26 protein-coding genes are annotated in these 24,944 nt (G+C 49.7%); all 26 read right to left on the reverse strand.

Annotated elements, in window-relative coordinates; all coding sequences use genetic code 11:
* Positions 1 to 37: 37 nt before the first annotated feature.
* Complete coding sequence (gene flhB / locus QWI17_RS04245; protein ID WP_302721268.1) at positions 38 to 1,174, reverse strand: flagellar biosynthesis protein FlhB; 1,137 nt, start codon at positions 1,172 to 1,174, stop codon at positions 38 to 40.
* A complete protein-coding gene (fliR, locus tag QWI17_RS04250) occupies positions 1,174 to 1,926 on the reverse strand; it encodes a flagellar biosynthetic protein FliR (RefSeq protein ID WP_302721359.1) in 753 nt (250 codons plus the stop codon). Before fliR ends, flhB begins: the two co-directional genes overlap by 1 nt.
* Before the next feature lie 36 nt (positions 1,927 to 1,962).
* The gene (fliQ, locus tag QWI17_RS04255; protein WP_302721269.1) at positions 1,963 to 2,232 is read right to left on the reverse strand and encodes a flagellar biosynthesis protein FliQ; all 270 of its coding nucleotides are present in this window, start codon (positions 2,230 to 2,232) and stop codon (positions 1,963 to 1,965) included.
* A 14-nt stretch (positions 2,233 to 2,246) separates the two neighbouring features.
* Entirely contained in the window at positions 2,247 to 3,083 is an 837-nt protein-coding gene (gene fliP / locus QWI17_RS04260; RefSeq protein ID WP_302721360.1) for a flagellar type III secretion system pore protein FliP, read from the reverse strand.
* Complete coding sequence (fliO, locus tag QWI17_RS04265) at positions 3,076 to 3,546, reverse strand: flagellar biosynthetic protein FliO (RefSeq protein ID WP_302721270.1); 471 nt, start codon at positions 3,544 to 3,546, stop codon at positions 3,076 to 3,078. Before fliO ends, fliP begins: the two co-directional genes overlap by 8 nt.
* Positions 3,547 to 3,957: a flagellar motor switch protein FliN gene (fliN, locus tag QWI17_RS04270; protein ID WP_302721361.1), complete on the reverse strand. Its 411-nt coding sequence runs from the start codon at positions 3,955 to 3,957 to the stop codon at positions 3,547 to 3,549. It abuts the gene before it with no gap.
* Between the two features lie 46 nt (positions 3,958 to 4,003).
* Entirely contained in the window at positions 4,004 to 5,011 is a 1,008-nt protein-coding gene (fliM, locus tag QWI17_RS04275; RefSeq protein ID WP_370659578.1) for a flagellar motor switch protein FliM, read from the reverse strand.
* 10 nt (positions 5,012 to 5,021) lie between these two features.
* Entirely contained in the window at positions 5,022 to 5,561 is a 540-nt protein-coding gene (locus tag QWI17_RS04280; protein ID WP_302721271.1) for a flagellar basal body-associated FliL family protein, read from the reverse strand.
* Between the two features lie 137 nt (positions 5,562 to 5,698).
* On the reverse strand, positions 5,699 to 7,477 hold the full coding sequence (locus QWI17_RS04285; protein WP_302721272.1) for a flagellar hook-length control protein FliK: 1,779 nt from the start codon (positions 7,475 to 7,477) through the stop codon (positions 5,699 to 5,701).
* 92 nt (positions 7,478 to 7,569) lie between these two features.
* A complete protein-coding gene (locus tag QWI17_RS04290) occupies positions 7,570 to 7,911 on the reverse strand; it encodes an Hpt domain-containing protein (protein WP_302721273.1) in 342 nt (113 codons plus the stop codon).
* A 26-nt stretch (positions 7,912 to 7,937) separates the two neighbouring features.
* Positions 7,938 to 9,641 carry an ATP-binding SpoIIE family protein phosphatase gene (locus QWI17_RS04295; protein ID WP_319835057.1) on the reverse strand — a complete coding sequence of 568 codons (1,704 nt, stop codon included), beginning with the start codon at positions 9,639 to 9,641 and terminating at the stop codon, positions 7,938 to 7,940.
* 18 nt (positions 9,642 to 9,659) lie between these two features.
* Positions 9,660 to 9,965 carry an STAS domain-containing protein gene (locus QWI17_RS04300; RefSeq protein ID WP_302721274.1) on the reverse strand — a complete coding sequence of 102 codons (306 nt, stop codon included), beginning with the start codon at positions 9,963 to 9,965 and terminating at the stop codon, positions 9,660 to 9,662.
* 146 nt (positions 9,966 to 10,111) lie between these two features.
* Positions 10,112 to 10,558 carry a flagellar export protein FliJ gene (fliJ, locus tag QWI17_RS04305; protein WP_302721275.1) on the reverse strand — a complete coding sequence of 149 codons (447 nt, stop codon included), beginning with the start codon at positions 10,556 to 10,558 and terminating at the stop codon, positions 10,112 to 10,114.
* A 9-nt stretch (positions 10,559 to 10,567) separates the two neighbouring features.
* Positions 10,568 to 11,953, reverse strand: coding sequence for a flagellar protein export ATPase FliI (gene fliI / locus QWI17_RS04310; protein WP_302721276.1), 1,386 nt, complete (start codon positions 11,951 to 11,953; stop codon positions 10,568 to 10,570).
* Positions 11,946 to 12,884, reverse strand: coding sequence for a flagellar assembly protein FliH (locus QWI17_RS04315; RefSeq protein WP_302721277.1), 939 nt, complete (start codon positions 12,882 to 12,884; stop codon positions 11,946 to 11,948). The genes fliI and QWI17_RS04315 overlap by 8 nt, the downstream gene beginning before the upstream one ends.
* A gap of 26 nt (positions 12,885 to 12,910) precedes the next feature.
* Positions 12,911 to 13,936: a flagellar motor switch protein FliG gene (gene fliG, locus QWI17_RS04320; protein WP_302721278.1), complete on the reverse strand. Its 1,026-nt coding sequence runs from the start codon at positions 13,934 to 13,936 to the stop codon at positions 12,911 to 12,913.
* 5 nt (positions 13,937 to 13,941) lie between these two features.
* Entirely contained in the window at positions 13,942 to 15,621 is a 1,680-nt protein-coding gene (fliF, locus tag QWI17_RS04325) for a flagellar basal-body MS-ring/collar protein FliF (protein WP_370659580.1), read from the reverse strand.
* Between the two features lie 30 nt (positions 15,622 to 15,651).
* Positions 15,652 to 16,017, reverse strand: coding sequence for a flagellar hook-basal body complex protein FliE (gene fliE / locus QWI17_RS04330; RefSeq protein ID WP_302721280.1), 366 nt, complete (start codon positions 16,015 to 16,017; stop codon positions 15,652 to 15,654).
* A 224-nt stretch (positions 16,018 to 16,241) separates the two neighbouring features.
* The gene (locus QWI17_RS04335) at positions 16,242 to 17,693 is read right to left on the reverse strand and encodes a sigma-54-dependent transcriptional regulator (RefSeq protein ID WP_302721281.1); all 1,452 of its coding nucleotides are present in this window, start codon (positions 17,691 to 17,693) and stop codon (positions 16,242 to 16,244) included.
* Positions 17,694 to 17,695: 2 nt separating this feature from the next.
* Entirely contained in the window at positions 17,696 to 18,850 is a 1,155-nt protein-coding gene (locus QWI17_RS04340) for a sensor histidine kinase (RefSeq protein WP_302721364.1), read from the reverse strand.
* Positions 18,851 to 19,398: 548 nt separating this feature from the next.
* A complete protein-coding gene (locus QWI17_RS04345; protein WP_302721282.1) occupies positions 19,399 to 20,835 on the reverse strand; it encodes a sigma-54 interaction domain-containing protein in 1,437 nt (478 codons plus the stop codon).
* 167 nt (positions 20,836 to 21,002) lie between these two features.
* Complete coding sequence (fliS, locus tag QWI17_RS04350) at positions 21,003 to 21,401, reverse strand: flagellar export chaperone FliS (RefSeq protein WP_302721283.1); 399 nt, start codon at positions 21,399 to 21,401, stop codon at positions 21,003 to 21,005.
* 21 nt (positions 21,402 to 21,422) lie between these two features.
* The gene (locus QWI17_RS04355; protein ID WP_302721284.1) at positions 21,423 to 21,701 is read right to left on the reverse strand and encodes a hypothetical protein; all 279 of its coding nucleotides are present in this window, start codon (positions 21,699 to 21,701) and stop codon (positions 21,423 to 21,425) included.
* 1 nt (position 21,702) lies between these two features.
* Positions 21,703 to 22,092 (reverse strand): flagellar export chaperone FliS, encoded by a 390-nt coding sequence (fliS, locus tag QWI17_RS04360; protein WP_302721285.1) that lies wholly within the window; start codon positions 22,090 to 22,092, stop codon positions 21,703 to 21,705.
* A 263-nt stretch (positions 22,093 to 22,355) separates the two neighbouring features.
* Positions 22,356 to 24,374: a flagellar filament capping protein FliD gene (gene fliD, locus QWI17_RS04365; protein ID WP_302721286.1), complete on the reverse strand. Its 2,019-nt coding sequence runs from the start codon at positions 24,372 to 24,374 to the stop codon at positions 22,356 to 22,358.
* Positions 24,375 to 24,502: 128 nt separating this feature from the next.
* Positions 24,503 to 24,901 (reverse strand): flagellar protein FlaG, encoded by a 399-nt coding sequence (locus tag QWI17_RS04370; RefSeq protein WP_302721287.1) that lies wholly within the window; start codon positions 24,899 to 24,901, stop codon positions 24,503 to 24,505.
* Between the last annotated feature and the right edge of the window lie 43 nt (positions 24,902 to 24,944).

Raw genomic sequence — 24,944 nt, forward strand, 5'->3', positions numbered from 1 at the left:
CACGCAGGCGTATTGTTCACTTCTCATTCAGCCCTCATCAATCGTAACGCATATCGCGTGGAACATTGAGGTCACGAGGAAAGGCCGGTTTCTCGCCTTTACCCCGTCGATAATTGCGCAGCCCAAACACGTACGCCAGTACCTGCGCAACCGCCATGTATAAGCCCGCGGGGATTTCTTCATCAACCTCAGAAGAATGAAAGATTGCCCTGGCCAACACCGGTGACTCAACAATATCAATCTTGTTATTTTTCGCTATTTCACGGATTCGGAATGCCACCTGATCGCCCCCTTTTGCTAACAGCACAGGTGTTGCCATAGTTGCCGGGTCATATTTCAAGGCAACCGCAAAATGGGTCGGGTTGGTGATCACGACATCGGCGTCAGGGACCTGAGACATCATTCGGCGTTGGGCGATCTCTCGCTGTAGTTGGCGGATACGCCCTTTTACTTCCGGCTTTCCCTCTGTATCTTTATGCTCATCTTTTAATTCTTGACGCGACATTTTGAGCTTCTTTGAATGATCCCAAATCTGAAACGGAACATCGATAGCCGCGATCAATATGGTTACCGCGGCCATGGCTATCGTTGTAAAGCCACTAATTAGCAGTGACTCAACAATTGCCACATTGGTTTCAAGCGCAGCAAGCTGCATCATATCTTGCTGCCAGATCATCAGTGCAACAATCGCGACTGCCATCACCACGGCCACTTTACCGATAGATTTCGCCAACTCCACTAAGGCCTTGACCGAGAACATTCGTTTCAAGCCGGCGAGAGGATTCATACGATTGAACTTAGGTGCCATTGCTTTGGCGCTTAGCATCCAACCACCCAGTGCAATAGGGCCAACAATTGACGCAATCAAAAGCACCCCAAGAAAAGGAGCTATTGCAAGCAGACCTTCGTAGAAAGAGCTGGCCAAATGAATAATCATGGCATTGGTGTCGAATACTTCCGCTCGACTCAACGTCAAATTACGATTAGTAAGTGCAACTATCCGACTACTGATAAAAAAACCAAAAACGTAGAGACCTAGCGCCCCGGCGAGTAATATAAATGTTGTGGTTAGATCCCGTGAGCGTGGAATTTGTCCGTCTTCACGCGCTTTTTCAAGTTTTCGCGCTGAGGGTTCTTCCGTCTTCTCCTGACTGCTGTCATTATCTTCCGCCATCAGGGCAACCTCATAAGAGAGCGTCCAAATAATCCCGCCGTATCAAACACTCGCTCAAAATAGGGTAAAAAAACAATCAAACTCAGCCACATAAACAGTAGACCAAATATCAATGTAATCGGAAAACCAACCGTAAAAACGTTAATTTGCGGCGCAGATCGGTTCATTATTCCGAATGCCATATTAATAACCAGCATGGCGGTAAAAAGCGGTAGAACAACGACCAGTGCAGCGCTGAACATCCAACTCCCCATACTCGCAATTTGAATAAACTGCTCTGAACCGAACCCGGCTCCACCAATAGGGAAGCTGCTAAAACTCTCCACTATTAGCGCAATCATTAACAAATGACCATCAAATATCAAAAACAGTATTGTCGAAAGAAGCAAGTAGAACTGAGACAAAACCGTGACCGTGATGCCGTTACTTGGGTCATTCATGGAGGCAAAACCCAACCCCATTTTCATTGCAATAAGCTGACCTGCAAGCACAAATATATGTAAAACCACCTGAAAGCTAAACCCTAAAGCCAAACCTATCAAAGCCTCGTTAGCCACCATCATAAATGAGTTGACACTTAGAATGTCGACGCCGGAGGGGATCTCGATCATTGGACTTACGAGAATTGTAACGAATAGAGCCAACAACACACGAACTCTGGGGGTTACCGTTCTGGCCCCAATTACCGGGGCAGCCATAAACATGGCCCCTATTCTTATGAATGGCCAAAGATATTGCCCAATAAACTGCATGAGCTGGTCTGTGTTTAGGACAAGTTCCTGCACAGTCTACCCGATCAGATTTGGAATGCTGTTAAATAGCCGGTTAAACAGATCGCTGAGCTCAGACACAAGCCAAGGCCCTACAATCATAATGGTAATTAACATGACAATCAGGCGCGGCAAGAAGCTCAAAGTTTGCTCATTAATCTGAGTGGCGGCCTGGAACATGCTCACAACCAACCCGACCACCAAACTTGGCCCCACAATGATCAATACCATTATAACCGTGAGGTAAAGACCATCGGCAAATAAACTGAGCGCTATTTCTGGAGTCATAGTCGTCTCAACCGTTACACACCAAAACTCGCCGCTAATGTGCCAATGATCATAGCCCAACCATCCACCAGAACAAACAGCATCAACTTAAATGGTAACGAAACGATGAGTGGGGACAACATCATCATACCCATCGCCATAAGCACACTGGCAACAACGATATCAATCACCAGAAACGGAATAAAGATAATAAATCCTATTTGAAACGCTGTTTTCAGCTCACTGGTGACAAAAGCGGGAACCAGAATGGAAAATGGCGTATCTTCCGGCGTTTGAATTTCGACGTTACCGGCAATACCAACAAATAACTGGATATCACTCTCGCGAGTCTGCGCCAACATAAACTGATGAAAAGGTCGGGAGGCTTCAGCCAACGCCTGCTGAGCCGCGATTTCGCTGTTTAAGTAAGGCTGCAACGCGTTGACGTTAACCTCCTCAAAAACAGGCTTCATTATAAAAAGCGTCAAAAACAAGGATAGACCAATCAATATTTGATTGGAGGGTGACTGCTGCAGGCCTAACGCCTGCCGAAGGATGGCAAAAACAATAATAATTCGAGTGAAAGACGTCATCATCATGAGCAACGCTGGCAGGAAAGTCAGCATTGTCATAATGGCAAGAATCTGCAACGTTACCGTATACTCTTGCTCTCCATCCGCGTTCGTCTGAACCGTAAAAGCAGGTAAACCGGGAATGGCGGGTAGTGAACCGGGAGACGTCACTAACTCAGCGACATTTTCACCGGGAGTGAGAGTATCATCAGCCGGTTGGGCAAAAGCAGGCGCCGCCATTGCAGCTAGCACGAGCAAAACCAAACCCACCATTGAAAACAAATATCGACGACTAATCATCAGCGCCACTTTTGCTTTCTCCTTTGGAACTTTGCCCAATGTCGGAACCTCTCCCTGACATAACGGCAGCCAATTTTTCACTGAAAGCGCCGCTAACGTCCGAACTCATCGAAGTGATCGGCTCGTCAAACTCTTGTAGCAGCTGTATCGATTGTGCGGTTACCCCGAGCAGCAAATGTTTTCCACCGACTTCTACCACGACTAACCGCTCGCGAGTGCCCAGAGCCATGCTAGCAGTTACTTTAATCGGTGCTGAGCGGGCCATAAAACCACCACCCATACCAATGCGGCGGACGAGCCAAGACAGTACAAAGATGATCGCGACAACCAAACACAGGGACAACAAAACCGTCAATAATTGACCGGACCCTACCCCTACTTTTACCGCGGTATTTCCTGCCTCTTGCGCTATTGTCGCTGAGCTAAGACCCCATATAATCGTACCAAAAACATAAGTTCTCATTTAGCGCAGCTTTTTAATACGTTCTGATGGACTGATAACATCGGTCATACGGATACCGAATTTTTCATTGACCACCACCACTTCTCCATGAGCGATTAATGTGCCGTTAACTTTAACATCTAATGGTTCACCCGCCAGTCGATCCAGCTCAATGACCGAACCTTGATTCAACTGCAGAAGGTTGCGAATAGTAATTGACGTACTTCCAACCTCCATTGAGATACTGACCGGAATATCGAGGATGAGATCAAGCTCGGGACCTAGCTCACGCGGGGCACCTTCATTTTTCAACTCATCCAAACCCATCGGGTTCGCTTCTGCCTCGGCCTGAGCGAGTACGTCGTCGACGTCCACTTCTCCCTCATCAGTAGCCACTTGCTCTTGCATCGCAGCAGCCCACTCATCGGCCATAGCATCCTGATCTACGTCGGCATCCTCACCAGGATTGGTATCGTCATCATTTGCCACGTGAACCCCCTTCTGCTGCCGTTATATTGTATGCATTGCTGTGATCGATAAAATCATTAATTTTCAAAGATAGATTGCCTCGATGCTGCCCCAATTGCGTTCGGAATACCGGGACGCCATTGGCCGTCATTATGTGCTGATCAGGCCACTCAATGGGGATTACATCGCCCGCCTCCAAATCAACAATGTCACGAAGTGTTATTTCCCGATTAACCAGTTCACATTCTAGTTCCACTGCGGCCGACAACACGTCTTCGCGCAAAGCTTTGACCCAACGTTCGTCTTGTTCATCGCTGTCACTTTGCAAGCCAGCATCCAGAACCTCGCGAATCGGCTCAATCATTGAATATGGAATTGTCAGATGCAGCTCGCCACCACCACCGTCGAGTTCGATATGGAACGTACTAACGACCACCACCTCACTGGGGCTGACAATATTTGCCAGAGACGGGTTAACCTCAGAGTTTATGTATTCAAACTCAATGGGCATGACAGCCTTCCATGCCTCACCGAGATCGACAAACACTTGGTTCAGTACCATTTGTACAACACGCAATTCGGTGGGGGTAAATTCGCGCCCCTCAATTTTGGCATGTCGCCCATCGCCGCCAAAAAAATTATCCACCAACTTAAAAACCAGGCGCGCATCGAGGATGACCAACGCGGTGCCCCGCAACGGCCGAAACTTAACCATATTCAAGCTGGTTGGTACATAAAGAGTGTGAACATACTCGCCGAATTTTTGAATCTGAATACCCCCTACCGAAACATCGGCTGTACGTCTAAGCATGTTAAACATACTAATTCGGGTATAGCGGGCAAAACGCTCGTTAATCATTTCCAGAGTCGGCATCCGACCTCGTACGATGCGATCCTGACTGGTTAAGTCATAGGATCTGACCGCACCGGGATCACCATCGCCCTCGGTATCAATATCGCCATCATCCACACCGTGAAGAAGCGCGTCGATTTCATCCTGGGTAAGTAAGTCCTGCACGATTATGCCTCTATTGCAATACCAAGTTGGTAAACAAAACCTGCTCTATTCCAGGCTGACCAATTTCGTCTTCCAGTACATCTTGTATCTTTAACAACGCCTGCTGGCGCAACAATTCTTTGCCTTCGGCTGTCTGCAATTCTTCATAATCTTGGTTTCGTAGCAACATGACCACCGCGTTGCGAAGGGCCGGCATATGTAATTCCAGGTCGGTCACGACAGTGTTATCCCGCAGCATTAATGTGACATGAAGCTGCATATAACGCTGACGACCGCGGACTTCATAATTAGTCGTAAACTCCGGTTTCATAGGGTAATAAATTGCCGGTTGAATCTCAGGCTCCTCTTCTACCACCTCCTCGACTGCTTCACCCTCGGCCGACACCTCCGGATCGTCAAAGAAACCCAATAAGAATAAGGTTCCTCCTACCGAAGCGCCGACCAGCAGCAGTACCACCAGGGCAATGATTATCCATTTTTTTTTGCCACCAGAAGGCTTCTCTTGCCCCTCTTCCTCATTGTCTTCTTGCTCTAGCTCTTCATCAGCCATGTCAATTTACCGTCACATCCAATAAGCTTTGGTCTTATAACTATAGAACAGCAAAGGCCGTGCCATCGGCACGGCCTTGATTTAAGGTAGAAGTGTAACGAACCGCCGGGACAGGGACAACGAGAAAGCCAGCTCACTTAAGCATAATGATCAATTAAACCCACACCAGTAGTGGCAATTGTGGTGGCCGATGAGCCGAATTCACCTTCTTCATCGCCGGCACTGTCGTTTGCACCGCCACTGCCGTTCTCACCGCCATGTTGATCGGCCCATTTCTCCTCTTCGCCCGAAACGCCAACATCAACCTGGGTCATTCCTTGCTCAGCCAGCATTTCACGCAACCGATGGGCACTTTGATCCAGCGCTTCCCTAACTACAGCCTGATGACTGGTAAAACTCACTTGCGCCTGATCATTGTTAATGGTGACCTTTACGTGCAGCGGCCCAAGATCTGGAGGGTCAAGGCGAATTTCAGCCGATTGAATACCTTGCTGTGCGAGCCATACGACCTGTTGATTCACAGCCTGCCCCCAGTTTGGCGAGCTGAAACTGGTTGTTACTTGAGCTTGGGCCACCGGAACCCTAACCTGACCTAAAGCTTGGGTCGCCTGACTGGTAAGTTGTGCCAGACTAGCCGCCGTGTTCACTGCCGGGCGATGATCTCCAGAAACATCTGATTTCGCCGAAAATAGATTGTGCAGTTGAGCCGCTTCGCTGACCAATTTACCCTTGCCAGTGAGAGCCTGAGCCAATAGGCCATCAGCCAATTTCTCGGGCTGCAGCTTGACAATAACGGATGAGTTTTCAGCAGCGCCTGACTCACTTTTACCTTGAGTATCACCGGCTGCGAATTCGGCGCCTGCAAACGATCCCCTGCCGTCAAACGGAGTCGCCGAAAACGTTTTTACACCGCCGCCATTCGCGGCCAAAGCTCCATTCGCGCTCGTAGCCAATTGCTTTATACGTGTCGTGACATTGGCCAAAGTAAGCGAAGCCTGTTGTAGCTGAGCGAGCTGCGCATGAATCGCCTGCACATCAAAACTACCATCATCATTCAAGAGAGACTTGAGATCGGCCAGCACGCCCTGAGCGAGCTCTTCAGGTAGACCCTCCTCGTTTAGCAAAACCTCGAGCTTGTCAAAAGCCAGCTCGACATCGCCAGTCTCATCCAACAGCTGAGCGAATTTGCCGAGCACCTTCTCCAGAGTCAACAGCGCTTGCGCAGTACTTCCCTCGAGCAAACCCGCCATATTAGGTGACAGTTCGCTAAGCTCGATTTCAGCGATGATTAAATCGAGTAACGCCGCCTGCTCAGTAATGGGTAGGCCTTTAATGGCAGCTTTTTGCTCTGTAGGCAACGCGTCCAGTAACTCTTGCTGCTCAAAATTTAGAGTTGCCTGGCCGTTTTCATCGGCACTTGCTGGCTGTATACCAGCCTGCCCCTCCTTAACGTCTTCCCCTTGCCCCGCAATAACATCAGACTCTTGCGTTGTGTCAGCTTCAGACCCGACCTCTGGAGCAACCACTGCCGGTGCTTCTTCAGATACCTGATCTCGAGTAGGACGGGCGTCAGCGCTACGGGGCTCTGTGCCGACGCTAGAGTTTAAATTGTCAGCATCAGCGCTGCGATCCCCTGCGCTGTTACTGGAGTTGGAACTGTCGAGGTCTACCGCTTCCCTGCCGTGAAGATCGGCGCGATCACCTATATCCGAGGCAGTTTCGGCGCGCTGCCTCGTGGGTGAAGCACTTGAACTAGAGGGCACGCTGGGTTTTGCGGTACTTGCCACCCGGAGCGAAGTCGTGTCGAGCACCGATGCAAACATATCACCCGACGATTCCAGGCGACGAACGCCCCGATCTTTAACCGGTGCACTCTGTAAGCCTAGTAAAGTGCTAATGCTGGTTGAGTCGGCCATCTTTGTGCTATCTCCTGTGAAAACGGCAAACCTTTGCCGCTTAAAGATACTATTTAGTTACCTAGATAGGAGGTAGCAAGGGGGATGCCAAATTACAGGTATATATCTAGTTGACCTTTCACTAAATTGAACTCTTGTTGCAAATCAACAATTTGCATTTCAATTCCGGCAAGGTCGGCCACTGCGGCCTTATCCTCTATGGCCTTACAAAGAGCAACCAAACCGCCAGCACCAATATTGCTACTACTGCCCTTAAAGCTGTGCGCCGCACGCCTTAGTTCGTCGCTGAGTCCGGCCGCTAACGCCCGTTGCATGTCTGTCATTTTTTGGCTGGAATCGCTAATGAAGGTTTCAATAAGGTGTTGAAAATCATCTTCCATGACCTCCTGAAGAGTTGCCAAGGTGTCGTGGTCGATATGGTTATTTGCACTCATGGGCCCACCTCCTACGTTCCAGTCGATCAATCATCACTGTGCCAGCGATACGTTGCCTTCACTAAATTCCCTGGGGGTTCTATCTTTAATGTATCACACAGCGACGACACCAAACGGAGACCCCTTCCACTGTATTCGACTTTGGGCCGATCTAATTCCAGCGCATTGAAATCGAAGCCTAAGCCGCTATCTTCAACAATGACACTCAGCACGCCACCATCGCTGGAGGTTTTGTGGGTAAGAGATATGCGAATAAAACCTTGTGTAATCTCCTTAGTGCGCTCTTTACGCAATTGATAGTACTGATCAAACCCCTCCGGATCATTTTTTAACCCCGAATCTAGCCCTAAAACACCGTGCTCCAGTGCGTTGGTATACAGTTCAGAGATTACCGTGTACAAGGTGCCACTGTGGTTGCGCAACCCCGGCACTTCGAGCAGCACACTCAGCAATAGTGGCAAAGGGTCGAAAATCGCAAAGCTGGAGGGTTTTACCTCGAATGACAGGCTCCACTCGGCCAATTGAGACTGCGCTTTTGCAGGCTCGAAACGATCTTTGTAGGCAACATCAATAGGCGCCATTAATAACTCGACCAGAGACAAATCATCGCTTTTCTCGACATCTCCTGTGAATGCTTTTACTTGTGCCAGTAGATCATCGAACAGCTGGTCGCGAACGGTATTACTGGCAAAAGTCGCCATTAGACGCTCCTCGCCAAACATATCGCCGTCGGCATTGCGAGACTCGTGAATACCATCCGACCACAAATAGAGGCGATCGCCATACTCAAGCTGAAGCAGTGCAGGATCTGCCTTGAAGTCTCGATTATTGAGTACACCGAGAGGCAAATGGGTTGATTTCATTGCCTCGACAGTACCCGAGTTTCGATAGATATAGGCAGGAGGCAGCCCACCATTCCAAATACGAATCGACGATTTGCGAAAATTGACCTCTACCATAGTGGCACAGCAAAAAAGTCCAACAGGTAGAATGCTTTTTAATTTGCCATTAATTTCCGCCAGAATATCGGCCATTGAAAAGCCTTTACTGACCATGCCATAAAAGGTCGTAGCCAGTGGCATAGCGCCAATTGCTGCAGGAAGACCATGGCCCGTAAAATCTCCCAGCAACACCATAAAGTTACCCGCTGGGGTGGATGAGGCGACCATGACATCGCCATTGAATACAGCCAATGGGGACAGGAAGTAGCGCAGACTTGAGGTATTTAAATCGCCGCCGCTGGTAATATTATCGAATACTTGTTTGGCGACCGTTTGTTCCTGTAAAAAGTGCTCATTGTGTTTCACAATCTGATCGCGCTGATTGAGCATCGTCCGGTTCATCGTCCTCATCCGATAAAACGCTTTGATCTTGGCTTGCAAAATGACGCGATTGTAGGGCTTCGACAGAAAGTCGTCTCCCCCGGCCTCAAGACACTTGACCAAAGACGGGGTATCGGTGAGCGAGGTAAGAAATATTATCGGAATAAGCTCTTCGCCTGCCAGCGACTTTATGCGTCTGGCAGCCTCAAAACCATCCATATTGGGCATCAGCGCGTCGAGTAATACTATGTCGGGACGACTGTTTTCGAATTGTTCTACGGCCTCAACACCATCACGGGCACTGATAACCCGGTGCCCTTCTTTTTTAACAATAGTTTCAAGAATCAACCGATCCGTATCAGTATCGTCCGCCACCAGAACGGTGATCTCCCGATCATTATTTATCACGGCCACTCCAGGCAGGGATTAATCGATATTGAATAGCTGTTCAAAGTTGGAGATTGTCAGTATACGTTTGACATCTGTACTGGTGTTCTTGATTTCAATTTTTGCGTTATCACCGCCAGCATGGTCACGTAACAGTAACAACATACCCAGCGCAGAACTATCCAGGTAGGCCGTATCGCTCATATCAATCACATAGCGATGAGGCTTGATATCCAAATTCTCGTAAGCCCCTCTAAAGTCCTGATGCGAACTAAAATCAAACCGGCCCTTGATGGCGATGGTGAGCTCTGCCCCATCAGTAGAGACCGCTGAAGATATTGCCATAAAGTACCCCTTTATTAGCCTAGTAAGGCTCCCATTCCCTAAATCCCCAATATTAGCCGAGATAAACTTACGCGCCAATTTTGGTACCGACTACACCAAGAATAGCCTATTTTCTGACTTAAACGTAACCGTAGCCTTACGAGCTCTCACTGTTTAGGTCGATTGCGCGCCGCCCCCGCCATTTCGTCCAGTTCTTTCTGTAACCGCCGCTCGGCCTCTTTATCTTCACCACGGCGCAACCGAGCAATCAACTCTTCTATCGATTTACAGCGATTTCGCTGCTGATACCAGTGCATACGCACCTTCTCCAGTTGCGCCTGCAGCTCCTCCAGCTTGTCTTTCTGTTGCTCCAACATCCCCTCGAGGTTATGAATAAAGCCACTGTAGTGAGAAAGCTGAACTGGCGACATAGCGCCCTGGGAGGAAGTCATTCGATCCAGGTAGCTCGCCCGGTACTCAATCAGCTGGGCAAGCTGGGTCTGTTGTTCAGTAACGATTTGCTGATACTGGGTGAGGTACCCAGCGGCGTCTTGCTCGTGCTTTTGCGCCACTTTCAGAACTACCCCCATTCGATCCGACCGACGTGGCGCCATTAGCTAGGACTAACCTTTTCCATGTGCGGCCGCCAACGGGCTTACATTCCCAGGCTGACTAGGCGTTTTTTTCAATACCGCGGTTAAGTTAGCGATAGATTCTGGCATATGCACTGATTGATTGAGACCCTGCTGAATAAAAGCCCGCAATTTCGGAAAACGCTCGATAGCCTCATCGGTTTCTGGATCTGAGCCTTGACTGTAGGCGCCAATGGCAATCAGATCTCGGTTTTGCTGGTAGCGCGAGAGTAGCTGTTTAAATCTCTGCATCGATTTTAACTGCTCGTCTGGCACAATATTCGGCATAGCACGACTGATTGACGATTCAACGTCTATTGCCGGATAAATGCCTTCCTCGGCCAGCTGACGGGACAAAACAATATGCCCATCGAGAATGGCCCGCGCCGAATCAGCAATAGGGTCTTGCAAGTCGTCACCCTCGGTAAGTACCGTATAAAATGCAGTAATCGACCCTTCACCTTCGGCGGCATTGCCTGCCCGCTCCACCAGTTCTGGGATTTTGGCAAAAACCGAAGGGGGATAGCCTTTTGTGGCAGGCGGCTCACCGATGGCCAAAGAGATTTCGCGCTGGGCCTGAGCAAAGCGTGTTAAAGAGTCCATAAGCAAAAGAACATTAAGCCCCTGATCACGATAGTATTCTGCCACCCGACTGGCTAGCTGTGATGCCCGCAAACGCATCAGCGGTGCATCATCAGCAGGTGAAGCCACCACAACCGCTCGCCCCACGCCTTCTGGCCCGAGAATATGGTCAATAAACTCTTTTACCTCTCGCCCGCGCTCGCCAACCAACCCCACCACAACCACATCCGCAGTAGTGTATTTAGTCATCATTCCCATCAATACACTTTTACCCACACCACTGCCTGCGAACAACCCCATTCGCTGGCCGCGGCCAACGGTAATCAACGAGTTGATGGCCCGAATGCCAACATCTAGTGGTTCACTGATTGGGTGTCGTTTGAGAGGATTAATATCGCTCGGCATCATATCCAGTATATCGCTTCCCTGCAGGGGACCTTTATCGTCTAAAGGCTGACCTAAACCATTGATGACGCGGCCCAATGTCTGCAAGCCAATACGCATCGCCGTGCCATGCGCCAGAGGAATCACCCGAGCACCTGGCTCGAGCCCTTCCACGCGCTTAACGGGCATTAAGTAGATGCTGGCGCCGGCAAAGCCAACCACCTCGGCCTCTACCCGGCGACCATCGCGCGACTGCACTACGCACTGCCTACCAACAGATACGTTGAGACCGACAGCCTCAAGAGTTAACCCTACCGATCGGATCAGACGCCCCTCTGCTTCGGGCTCAAGCGGTACACACTCTGGCAAATAACACCGTAAACGATAGGATAAAGGTCGGCGTTCACTCATTGTCCGTGCCTTTTACGCTGCCATCTTGCTCCTGCTCATCCGAGTTCAATGGCGCGTTGCGATCATCGTTGGATTGGCTAGGATTTGCAGAATAGATTTCATCATCTTCAGTGGGCATTGCATCAAAATTCAGATCTTCAGCGTCATCCGCCGGCGCGGCTACCAGATCTTCGTTTGCCGTCACCTCATCCACATTTTGCTGCGTTTTAAACGCCGCAATAATCTCATCGAGCCGTCGCTCTACCGAACAATCTACCGTACTGTCACTGGTGATTACTTTCACTCCACCTGCGGCAATGTCTGGGTTTGCGTGAAAACGCCACTCAAGTGCGTGCTCTTCACAATAGCGTTGCACAATTGCTAAGTCATCAGGGTTTAAATGTACGGTAATTTTCTCGCGGCCGGTCGGCAAAGACGCTACTGCCTTGCGCACCAATGCCACTATATCGCCGCGGTCAGTGGTCAGCTCTTTCATTACGACCGCGCGAGCCAGCCGCTCAATGGAGGTTAACAGCAATGATTCAAGCAGGTCATCTTGCTGCTCAATGGGTTCAAACAAACTGGTCGCGATAGACTGAAAGGTTTTTTGCTCGGCAATCAACTGCTGGCGCATCTCCAGCAACCCTTGCTGCTGTCCACTTTTAAAACCTTCGTCATACCCCGTTTTAACTCCCTCGGCATGGCCTTGAGCAAAGCCTTCTTCTTCCGCATTTTTTACAATGTCAGCCAACTGCTCAGCGGTAAGAGACTGCATGTGCGCCAAAGCATCCACATCGACCTCTTCAATGCTTTCGGCTTCACCCTCTAACGCCTGACGCCTTTGCGCATTGAGAACCTGCCCATCATCACCAATAACCGGCATCGTCCAGGACTCCCACGTTTCGCTTTGCGACGCAGGTATCCGATTAGGATTGGCTTTTGAATCTTTCATGGACAACACGCTACCATAAGTAAACCTTAGAGCATTTGCTCACCGCTGCCGCCCAAAACAATTTCGCCAGCATCTGCCATTCTTCGCGCAATGGTAAGAATTTCTTTCTGCGCGGCCTCTACCTCAGACACACGAACCGGCCCTTTAACCTCAAGATCATCACGCAGTAATTCTGCCGCTCGCTTCGACATGTTCTTAAATATTTTTTCCTGTAAATCACTTTCAGCGCCTTTGAGTGCGACTATAAGCACCTCAGAGGAGACCTCCCGCAGTAACATCTGAATACCGCGATCGTCGACTTCCTTCAGGTTATCAAAGACAAACATCAGGTCCTGAATCTGATTACCCATGTCTTCATCAATTTCTTTAATTGAATCCATGAGTTCGGCTTCAACACTACCTTCAAGATTATTCATAATCTCAGCGGCGACTTTATACCCCCCCATAGCCTTAGTTTGGGAGCCCGCTTTGCCAGAGAATTGCTTTTCCAGAATGTCATTCAGCTCTTGTAGTGCACTCGGCTGCACTGTATCTAAGGACGCTACGCGCATCATGATATCGATCCGAACTTTTTCGGCAAAAAAGGTTAACACTTCGGCCGACTGATCGGCGTCAAGGTAGGCAATAACAATCGCTTGAATTTGCGGGTGTTCATTGCGGATGATGTCGGCAATTGACCGAGCCTCCATCCACTTTAAGGTATCAAGGCCCGTAGTACTGCCGCCGAGTAAGATGCGATCCACCAAAGAACTGGCCTTGTCTTCCCCCAAAGCTGTCACCAGCATATTGCGTATATAACTATCGGCGCCCATACCCAAGCCTGTGAGCGTACGAGCCTCCTCCAGAAAGTTTTGCATTACTTCCTGCACATCGCGCTGTTGCACATTGGCCAAGGTAGACATGGCGCCGCCAATACGCTGAACTTCCTTAGGACCCATATGCTTGAGTACTTCAGCGGCGTCTTGCTCGCCAAGTGACATCAGCAATATCGCAGCCTGATCAACCTTACTGAGATTGCTTCCGCTGGGTGCATCTTCTTTTTTTTCAGCCACAGTCGTTACTCTTCTTTGCTAATCCAGGACTTAACTACTTGAGCAACACGGCCTGGATCTTCGGCGATTAGCCCTTTAATAGCGTTCAATTGTTGTTCGTACCCCTCTTCCGGCCCCGGTAGAGCAACAGCCCCCCCTGTAAGAGTGACCGAGTCGCCCGACATATCTCCGCCTAACCCGGCTGCTTCCAGCGCTTCCAGTTGACGAGTCTCCTCTTCTTCCGCGCTATCGGCGCCCGAGCGTGCTATGGTTTTCAGAATGGGTCGCAACAGTCCAAATATTAGCGCTAATATCAATAAAAAGCCCGCTAATGGCTTAACATAAGGCTGCAGCCACTGCTGCTGCCACCAGGGAACCTCAATCGCTTCGGGAATCACATCATCCCGAACCGCGAAGCTACTATTGATGACCGTCACGCTATCACCACGTTCCACGGAAAAGCCAACCGCATCGCGAACTAATGTCTCTAAGCGGTCTATATCTGCCTGCTCCCAAGCGACGCGAGTCTGCCCACCTTCGGCATCCAGTGCCAGCTTATCATCAAGCACCACGGCAACACTCAGGCGCGATATATTGCCCTGCTGGCGCCGAGTGTAGCTGATGGTTCGATCGACTTCATAATTTCGGGTCACATCTTCTCGACTGTGCTGAACGGGAGTGTCGCCGGTCGGCAAGCCAGTTACTGGGTCAATTTGTTCTGGCGCCTGGCCATCTGCAGGCGGCTGATTAGTCAAAGCACCCGGGATACCGCCCAGAGTGTTTTCGCCAACCCGACGTTCGTTCTGGGTGTGCTCACTGCGTATAGCAGGTTGCTCGTCATCGTAAATTTCTTGAGCTTGTTCCACGGCGGTAAAATCGACATCCGCGTTGATTTCTGCGCGAAAATTGCCCGCTCCCAATACCGGCTCTAGAATACTGTTAACACGCTTTAAAAGGCTTTGCTCTAGCTCGTTTGTGTACTGACGTTGGCGCCCGGCCAATTCCAGTTGAGGGGACTCGTCTGCTGTAGACAACAGACTGCCATGTTGATCAATAACGGTGACATCGTCGCTGCTTAGCTCAGAAATACTCGAGGCCACTAAATTTGCAATAGCCTTGACCTGGCGCGGGTCCACTTCGCGACCGGGGAACACCTCAAGAAACACCGAAGCGCTCGGCTTGCGGGCGTCGCGAACAAAAACGCTGCGCTTGGGGATTGCTAAATGAACTCGCGCCGAACGCACCGTATGAATACTGGTAATAGTTCGCGCCAGCTCGCCCTCGAGGCTGCGATGATAGCGTGCGCCTTCAATAAACTGACTCGTCCCCAAAGCTTGCTCTTCCTCTAAAAGTTCGAAGCCAACCGACTGATTAATACCAATACCGACTTCCGCCAACTTTAAACGCGCACTATGGATCTCGCCAGAGGTGACCAAAAGCGCGCCGGTAGACGGTTCAATTTTGTATTCAATTTGATTTTGCTCGAGAATATCGACAACTTGCGATGAATCTAGCCGGTCCAAGCTGCCGTATAGAGGACGGTAATCCTCTCCCTGACTCCAGAGTACGACATAAAAGCCTATGGCTACCGAAGCGGCTAAGCCTACCATTAAGCCAATTTGACGCAGCAAGGTTAGGTTGCTAAAACCTTCCACCAAATCGTTGCCCTTGGCCGACTTGTTCTCTGCTGCGCCCATATCAGTCATTTGTTGTTCTGCCATAAGCCCGTACCCCAATTAAATCGGCATATTCATGATGTCACGGTAGGCTTCTACCAACTTATTTCGCACCTGAACGGCCGCCTCGAACGATACACTGGCTTTTTGCGACGCGATCATCACATCGGTTATATCCACCGAAGGGTCACCTTTTTGATAGGCTTCAGCCAGATTGCCGGCGTGCTGCTGCACGTCATTGACAGAATTAACTGCGTTGGCCATAACTTCCGAGAAACCAGGAACCTGACTCGGCTGATTAACACTATTCGTGTTGGGAACCGCCATGCCCTCGTTGAGGCCTTGCGGCTTTTGAAAGGCTTGAGTTTGCGACTTGAGAGAACGCATCTCGTGCAGCAAATTATTAATGTCTACTCGATTGCTCATGACTGTGCCACTTAAGTCCAATATGACGAGAATTTGGCGGTTCCGTTAAAAACCGGCGTTTGCATCAAATATTGCATAAAATGGGCCAGATATTGCCGCCGGCAATAAATCGCCGCAACAGATCAAAAAGAGCTCACTCTGATGGTTTAACAGGCACGAAAAAGCCACCATTACATTACGCAGGTGGCCAATATTTTTTAATTTACTGCGCTGGTAGAGTTTAATTACACATCCAACACAAAGCCTTCATCTTTAAGCCTGGCGATTTTATAACGCAATGTACGTGGACTTATGCCCAGCGTTTCAGCCGTATTTTTCCGACTACCACGCTCGCTCACCAGCGTCTGACGAATGATCTCAAACTCGCGCTGCTTTAGGTCGCTACCTAATTCAGCGCATGCAGCCGTAGAATCATTCAGTAAGCTGTCTTGCAGTGGTTGCATTTGAGCTTGGCCATGCGGTGCAGCGGCCAAATGACCTTCTAACACACTGGGCTTATCACTGAAGTTCGTTGTTTCAACCAAGCCTAAATCGGTGTTCGTTATCACACTTCCCGGCTGTAGAATTAAGGCGCGCTGCATAATATTATCCAGCTCGCGAACATTGCCGGGCCAGCGATAATCCAATAGTGCAGATTTGGCAAATTTGTCGAGTGAGGCGCCGCGTCGATTTTGTTTTTGGGCATGCTTTTGCAGTAGCTTTTCCGCAAGTGGCACAATATCTTCGGGTCTATCCCGCAACGGGGCCCACTGCAGTGGTAGGATACTTAATCGATAGTACAGATCTTCCCTGAAATTGCCGGCCACCACAGCTTCGCGCATATCCCGATTAGAGGTGGCAATAACACGCACATTCAAGCGAATGGTTTTCCGCCCCCCTAACCGCTCTACTTCACGCTCCTGCAATACACGCAATAATTTTGCCTGCAGACCAATATCCATTTCCGAAATTTCATCCAACAGCAAAGTGCCGCCGTTTGCCTGTTCAAACTTACCCGGAGCGCTACTATGAGCTCCGGTGTAAGCACCTTTTTCGTGACCGAAGAGGGTGGCCTCTAGCATATTTTCCGGGATAGCCGCGCAGTTAATGGCGACAAAAGGCTTATCCGCTCGCGGTGAACGATTGTGGATATAGCGTGCGAGCACCTCTTTACCGGTACCAGATTCGCCGATTATGAGCACTGTCGATTCAGACTGCGCAACGCGTTCAGCCAGCTGCAGAAGCTGCTTGCTCGATTCTGAATTGGCTACCGGCTCATCATCGCAAGCTCCGCCCCCCTGCCCCACATGTTTGGCGACAATATTGGTCAAGGCTTCCGGCTCAAAGGGTTTAACCAAATAATCGACCGCCCCTTCTTTGATAGCCATAACCGAATCCGCGATGCTGGCGTAAGCGGTGATTAGCACCAAAGGTATATGGGGGTAGTCATTTTTAACCTGGCGCAATAAGTCGTAGCCTGACAATTTACCCATATTGACATCTGAAATGACCAGTCGAATGTCGCCATCGTTTTTAAGTCGAATAAACGCCTGCTCCGCGCAATCGGCTTCAAGTACTTCATAGCCTGACAACTCGAGGGTATCAACCAAGGCTTCTCGCAAATTGGGGTCATCTTCAGTGACTAAGATTTTTGTTCCTGCTGCTTCTATGCAAGGTGCAACGGCTGTATCGTTCATGTCTATTCACCCAACTCATCATCGTTGTGTATGGTTTCTGTTGCCGCCGACTCTTCGCACGGTAACAGTAAAGTGGCGCACACGCCTTTTCCTAACTCGGAGTGCATATGGAAATTACCACCATGCGCTTTAGCCACGGCCTTTACCACAGCAATTCCCAAACCGGTTCCTTGCGATTTAGTAGTAACAAACAAGTCGCCCAACGTCGGCAGCAAATCAGGTTCGATGCCCGGCCCATTGTCGACAACCTCAATGGCCAACCATTGTCGACTGGCAATCTGGTAAGCCTTAAAACCGATGCTGATACTCGCTTCTTTACCCACCGCCTGAATGGCATTGTTGACTAAATTAAGTAGCGCACTGACCAGGGCGTCACGATTACATTGTAAATAGCAATTATCTCCTTCACTGTGCCATTGCACATGACTATTGCTGGTGGCGACCGCCACCTCCAGTGCTTCGGCTAGTTCCGCACGCAACTCTGCGACACTACTCAAATCCTTTACCGGTAGTTCACCTTTCACAAAAAGTAGCATGTCCTGTACTTGGCGCTCCATGTGCAAAAGACGGTTTGATACCTTGCCGGCAAACGCCAGTCGCTTTTCCTCTGATAAGCTGTCACGTTTCAAATGATTGGAGTACAGCAGCGCCGCTGACAACGGCGTGCGAATTTGATGGGCCAACGCAGAAACCATTTTCCCCAGAGCAGATAACCGCTCGTGCTTGGCCAGTTCGCCTTGTAGCCTGCGCGTTTCGGTTTGGTCTGTTAACAAGATAATTTGGCCATCGTCGCCAAGATTACGAGTGGCAATACTGATCCGGCGGCCGTCTTGCAGCGACACTTCGTGCCCATCGTCTTGCTTGGGTGCGAAGCTGCGGGCTATCACGTCCCTCCACAATTGTCCTTCCAGCGGCTCTCCTAATAATTCAATCGCTGCAGGATTGCTTTCGCGCACGTATCCGCGGGAATCCAGTACCACGACCCCTCCAGGTAAAACATTTAGTAAGCCTTCCAGTCGGTGAGCTAAACGCTCCTTTTCAGCTAACTCTTGCAACCGCTGATGGGTAACCTCGGTGAGCTCTTCGTTGAGCTCTGCGACACGCAATTCGAGTTGACGATAAGAGTCCGTTAATTGTTCGGACATTTCGGAGAACATCGAAAACGCCTCGGCCAACGCCTGAGCTTTATCGCCCTGCCGTCCGTCACTGTCGCGCGCTCCCGGTAATTGATGCACTTCGGCATTTTTCGCCATGTATGTAACCCAATGCTTTTCGTTTAGCGACAAAAATATCGTCACTTTCTATAGCCTTGGATAAGCTTTTGCAATTGTAATGCCAGCCGAACATCTTCAATGATTTCAGATGGTTAGGGTCGCCCCAATATTGGCGGGTCAAATTTTTGGCATCTGAGGCAGGCTTATAGTATGCCGATCTGAAATTGGAGTTTTATTGACGAAGAAAGTAGCAATAGCCTGGAAGGACAACAAGCTTAGCCGCTGTTGTAAAACCCCATACATGATGCTCAGCGAGGTTTCTGGGCTGGGCCACACTCGTCACTGTCGTTTTTTTTGTGGGTGGACACACAACAAAGTGGCGCCCAGATTGCGAACCCGCCTGAAAGCCTGAGTCAGTAGAGAGGTTTGCAACAGCTGCCGGAGGGGTGGTTTTTCTATCCTAAGGAACCTGGTCAAGGCCCCCTAAAAATTTAGCGCTGCAAATCGTACTTGCGCATTTTCTCCACCAGCGTCGTACGTCGAATTGACAACCGGTCTGCCGCCCGGGCCACAACTCCGCCCGTATCATTCAAGGCTTGCTGTATTAGCCCCTTCTCCAGGCCGGTTAGGTACTCGCGTAAGTCGATGCCCTGATCTGGCAGCAGCGGCGTATCGCTCAAGCTCACCATCGAGGTGCCTTTTACCTCGGCCGAAGCTTGCTCCACACCGAAATTCTCATCTTCGACTTCGACGTGTCGGTACTTGGCCGGCAAATCCTGCACACCAATCACCGCATAGGGATGCATAATCGCCATACGTTCAACTAAATTTGCCAGCTCGCGGATATTGCCCGACCACGAATGACGGCACAGCGAAAGGATTGCAGCCGAATTGAAGCGAATAGAGCCACGCTTCTCACTTTCCATTCGCGACACCAATTCATTAATTAATAACGGGATATCTTCGGCGCGATCTTTCAACGCGGGCAACTCAATGGGGAATACGTTCAGACGATAATATAAATCCTCGCGAAACCCACCGGTTGTGATCATCTCTTCTAAATTGCGGTGAGTTGCCGCGACGATGCGAACATCGGCGGGCACTGTTTTGTTGCTGCCGACACGCTCATAACAACGCTCTTGTAGCACACGCAGAATTTTCACCTGCATCGTAAGAGGCATATCGCCAATCTCATCGAGAAACAAAGTACCACCTTCGGCGAGCTCAAAACGACCGGCCCTAGCCGATATCGCACCGGTAAAAGCGCCCTTCTCATGCCCAAACAGTTCGCTTTCCAGCAGCTCGGCAGGTATCGCGCCACAGTTTACCGGCACGAACGGCTTGTCGCGACGATCTGAGTGGTAATGCAAATTGCGGGCGACTACCTCCTTACCTGTACCGGACTCGCCGGTAATCAGCACCGACACCTCTTTGTCAGCGACTTGAGACATCATCTCACGCACGTCCTGCACTTCGCGACTGGTCCCCACTAACGAGCGAAACAGGTGTACCGGACGCTGTTGAGCCCGTTTTTTATTGGCACTTTGCGCCTCGCAATACATCCGCGCCCGGTGAATAAGATCCACCAGAGGATTGTATGTGGCCGGGTACTCCAGTGCACCAATAACCTTGCACTTTAATGGCGTGGCAAAATCGCTCAGCTCGGGCGCGCTACCAATCAGGGCGACGGCAACTTCGTCATTCCAGGCGTTGATTTTAGCCACCAGTTCTTCACCCCAATGCGGACAGTCATCGCCGATCAGGATGAGGACATAATCACCCCCCAAGGGTTCTGCAGCAATGTGCGCATCGAGCTCGTTAAAACCTATAAAGTGGCCGTCCTCGCCCAAAAAGTCCATGATCGCGCGCAATGTAGCGTTGCGAGCCTTATCATCTTCAAGGATTAAGAGTTTATTATTTCGACACATACATCAACCAATTGGCTTGTAGATACTGACCGGAACCCGTCTCTGACGACAGCGCGTCAAAAAGAGCACACCCTATACAAACAAATAGTCTGCCATTGAGCATTAGTCAATCTTTTGACATGAAAAAGGGGCAAATAAAGAAAAAACAACAACTTACGAGGATTATCTCAAGCTTTTACTTCAGAGGCAATCCCATCCCAACCACTTTTAAGTGTCGTCAGGAGGCGGGAGACTTCGGCGAGTATTTCTGGGTTTTGCTGACGGGTGGCCTGAAATAGGCGATCTTCGCAATATTGATACAAGCTATCGAGCTGGACCGTCAAATCACCAGCATCGTCATCGAGGCTTTGCCGCAAGCCGACGATGACATCAATCGCACGACTAATAGAAGTGCCTGCCAATGCCACGTCCTGACGCTGCATGGCGCCCTGAGCCTGCTGCACGCGCTCGAGCGCGCCTTCAAACAAGAGTTGAATTAAGCGATGTGGCGACGCTGATTCGATCTCTACGGACAAGCCCAGCTTGCGATACTGGGACGCCGCTTTGTGGCCGCTGTACCCTGCCATAAAACCCTCGGGTATAATGAGTTATCCTACCGCGCGCTGCCTGGAAAGACGATCACACTCGGTCAACATTTGTCGATAAACAGACTTTAAATCTAGCAAAGCCTCAACCAGTATAGCGGTATTATCGCTATTTGCGCTCATCAATCCATCGACTACAGTTGCACATGTCTCATCCAGTTGACGCACACGCGCGTAGTCTTGCTCCGCCAGTGCTCGATACATGTCTCCCTGTAATTGCTTAAGCTGCTCGAGACCCGAGCTACCCGCTAGCGTAGGAGTGCCAACCAGATAAAATTCCATTTTAGACTCCTGTATCGGCTATACCGTCCCACGCAGTTTTAATTTCTGCGAGTAAACGGCCGCACTCGTCAAGTGAATTTGGGTCATCGTTGCGATTGGCTTCAATTAATTTTCTCACAACATAATCATAAAGCTGATCAAGGTTAGCGGTAAGCTCTCCGCCTTCATTGTCATTCAAGCTACCTTGTAACCCTTGAACAATCTTAATTGCCTTAGAAACTTTATCGCCCTTCAGCGCTATATCACTGCGCATCATTGCACCCTTTGCCTCAGCGATGCGTTGTAGTGCACCCTCAAACAACATTTGTACTAAACGATGCGGTGAAGCATCAACAACACTGGATTGGACATTCACTTGCTGATAGTGGCGGGCTGCGCTGGTATAGTTCATAGGTCTTATCTCGAAGCGTGTGACAGATTATTCGCAATAGTGCGTGAGCTCTGTAAATGCTATCGGCCTACCTTCGGGAACCTTAAGAAACCTTTTCAATTTTTTCACCTAAAGTCGAGCTATTTCAACAATCAAGCGCCGTGTTAGTACACGGTAAAAAGATATTAAGTCGCCGAAAGCCTTAAACCAGAAACAAAGAAAAGGCGGCCGCCCCGGCAACCGGAACAGATACGCGTTTTTCAAACACGGGTAACCATGGGTACTTATTTTTTGGCTGTAAACGGTAAACGATCCAAAATACCGTCGAGGAATGACCCGGTATTATTTAGCGAACTTACAATTTGTTCCATCGCAATAAACTGGCTCTGCAGGCGCGCCCGATAAGCCTCGGTACGGCGCTCAAGCTCAGAGCGATCATCATCAATTTCATCCAGCGAGTCGTTAAGTTCTGTAACGTGCTCTTTAATAAGACCATTACTGCGAGTAAATGTATCAATTAGACTAACCAAGCCCCCGGCAAATCCACGCGAGAAGTTAACAGTGGCGTTACTAGCCCCCGGCGTGATAGTCATACTCAAGCCATCCGCCTTAGTATTAATGGCCGGCAGGAGTATATTACCGTAACCAAATGCCTGCTCACCATTGACTGTACCAACCACGTCTTTACCAGTTACACCGCTGCCGGCGGCAATACCAAGATCACCGAAGTCGCCTCCAACGGGGCCAAAAACGACTTTACTGTCAGAGCCATAAGCTTCAGAAGTGAATTCTAATGCACCAGATCCATTGATCGCGACATTTACCGTAACATTGGCAGCCTGCAAGCTTTCATCGAGATTGATCAATGCCTGAAACTCCGCCGCAAGCTCTTCCCCTGTGTTGTAAGTAACACCATCAGGCAAGGAGATACTCGCCGTTTCTACACCGTCAATCGCCACCGTAAAACTGTAATCTTTACCTGTGGTATCAACAGGAAAACCCAGGGGGTCGCCGGTAAATACTCCCTGGGTGGGGTCTTGCGAAATAACCACTTCGTAGCTGCCCGCCTGAGTGCGGCCACTGTAGCCATTAATTTTAACTTTGCTGTTATCCGATTCAGTTGTCGGGACAAACAAGTCCCGCACCAAGTCGAAATTTTTATCTATTGCCGCGCGAAAGTTGGTATTAGGTTCGTTGGGATTCTCAACAATATCCAAACTGCCATCGCGTTCGGTGCGAATTCCCAAATTCGATAATTGGGTGAAACCGTCGCTTAACCCAGACACGCTATTACCCAAATAGTTGCGCACCTGATCTATCAAGTTGTCGGCCAGTGCATCATTTTTAAGATTACCGTACTCGCCCGTTTCCTCATCAAAATCGGTGAGCTTTTTAGTTTCTTCAAGAAATGTATTGTAGGCTTCAACAAAGTCGCGAATAGCCGTTTCGGCAATGCTGCGGTCTGCGGAAATACCAATGTTTATTTCCTCGGTCGCGGACTTATTAAATATATCAAACTCTAACCCCTCTACAACATCGGTAATGCGATTGGAGTCGCGCGAGACCAAAAGACCGTTGACGCGAATTTGCGCATCGACGCCCTCTTGCTCCTGAGTCAAATTCTGCGTGGTTTCATCGAACGAGAAATCTGCCAGGCCTGGAGAGCCCGCATCTTCAGCGACCGCAATTTGCAGTTCATTGGTAGCACCGGATGGGCTGGTTACCAGCAATTTATACCCGCTGCCATCGGCAATGACCGTCGCCTGCACACCGATGTCAGCTTCATTAATAGCGTCACGGAGACCCGACAACGTATTGTTGGTATCATCAATTGTTATAGTGGCACCGGTTTTTTCGGGATCCACCGTAAACGTATCAAGCGCCGCGTTCCAGCCGCCAAACTGAAGCGTGATTTCGCCTTTGCCGATAACCGCATCTTTCGACGCGTAAGAACCAGAACTAAGCGATTGGGCCTGAGCCACCTCTTCGATTTTGATTCGGTAGTTACCCGCGGCAGCTGAAGAGTCCAGCTTGGTGAGGGCAATTAGGGAGGTATCAGGTATGGCAACCGATTTGGCATCAAATGTATCGGAGCTGGAAACGGCGCTCACGGCGGCGTCAAGGTTGGATAAAGCGCTGCGCAACAGACCATAGTCCGAAATTTGCGATTCCAGCTTCTCTTGGCGGGTATCCAGGCGTTGAGCCTCTGGCGCATTTTGTAGTGACACCAGCTCCTCAACCAAACTGCCGCTGTTGATGCCAGAGCCGCCGCCAAGTGAGTTTACAATATCGCTGCCAATCATAATTCAACCACCAAATACCGTGTATAAAGGGTTTCGACCTAAACTGTCTAAACTTTAGTCTTTTCTGAGCCCCCAAGCAAAAAAGGGTGCCCGAGGGCACCCAATTTCCGTTTGCACTGCGCGTAAAGCTACGCTTGTGCTGACAAGAGATGTACCGGTTGATCGGCATTCAAATCACGGGCCAACTTTAAGAATATCTCATCGGGTATTTGTCTAATCACTTCCTTGGTGTTGCTATCCAAGACTCTCACAATAGTATCACCTGAGTCACTGTCGTAGCTGAACTGCAGATCCCGTTTACTCGCCTGAATAAATTCATTCATGTGGGCAACGGCTTCTTTCACACTATTTTGAAAATCACCTTTAGAGACGCTCTCGCGAGAGACTATTTCTGACTTTTCAGTCGGCTCAGGCGGCAATTCTTTGCCGCTTTGCTCAGCTTCTCGACTGGCCGGTGCTGATGAAGCCGCTCCTTTGCTGGCAGGAGCAGTGTACTTATTACCCCCAGTAGCGCTAACTTCATTCATACCTTAGTCCTCAATCAGAAATGCCCGCCGACTATTCGGCGGG

Source organism: Gilvimarinus gilvus, from assembly GCF_030518155.1.
Classification (GTDB): domain Bacteria; phylum Pseudomonadota; class Gammaproteobacteria; order Pseudomonadales; family Cellvibrionaceae; genus Gilvimarinus; species Gilvimarinus gilvus.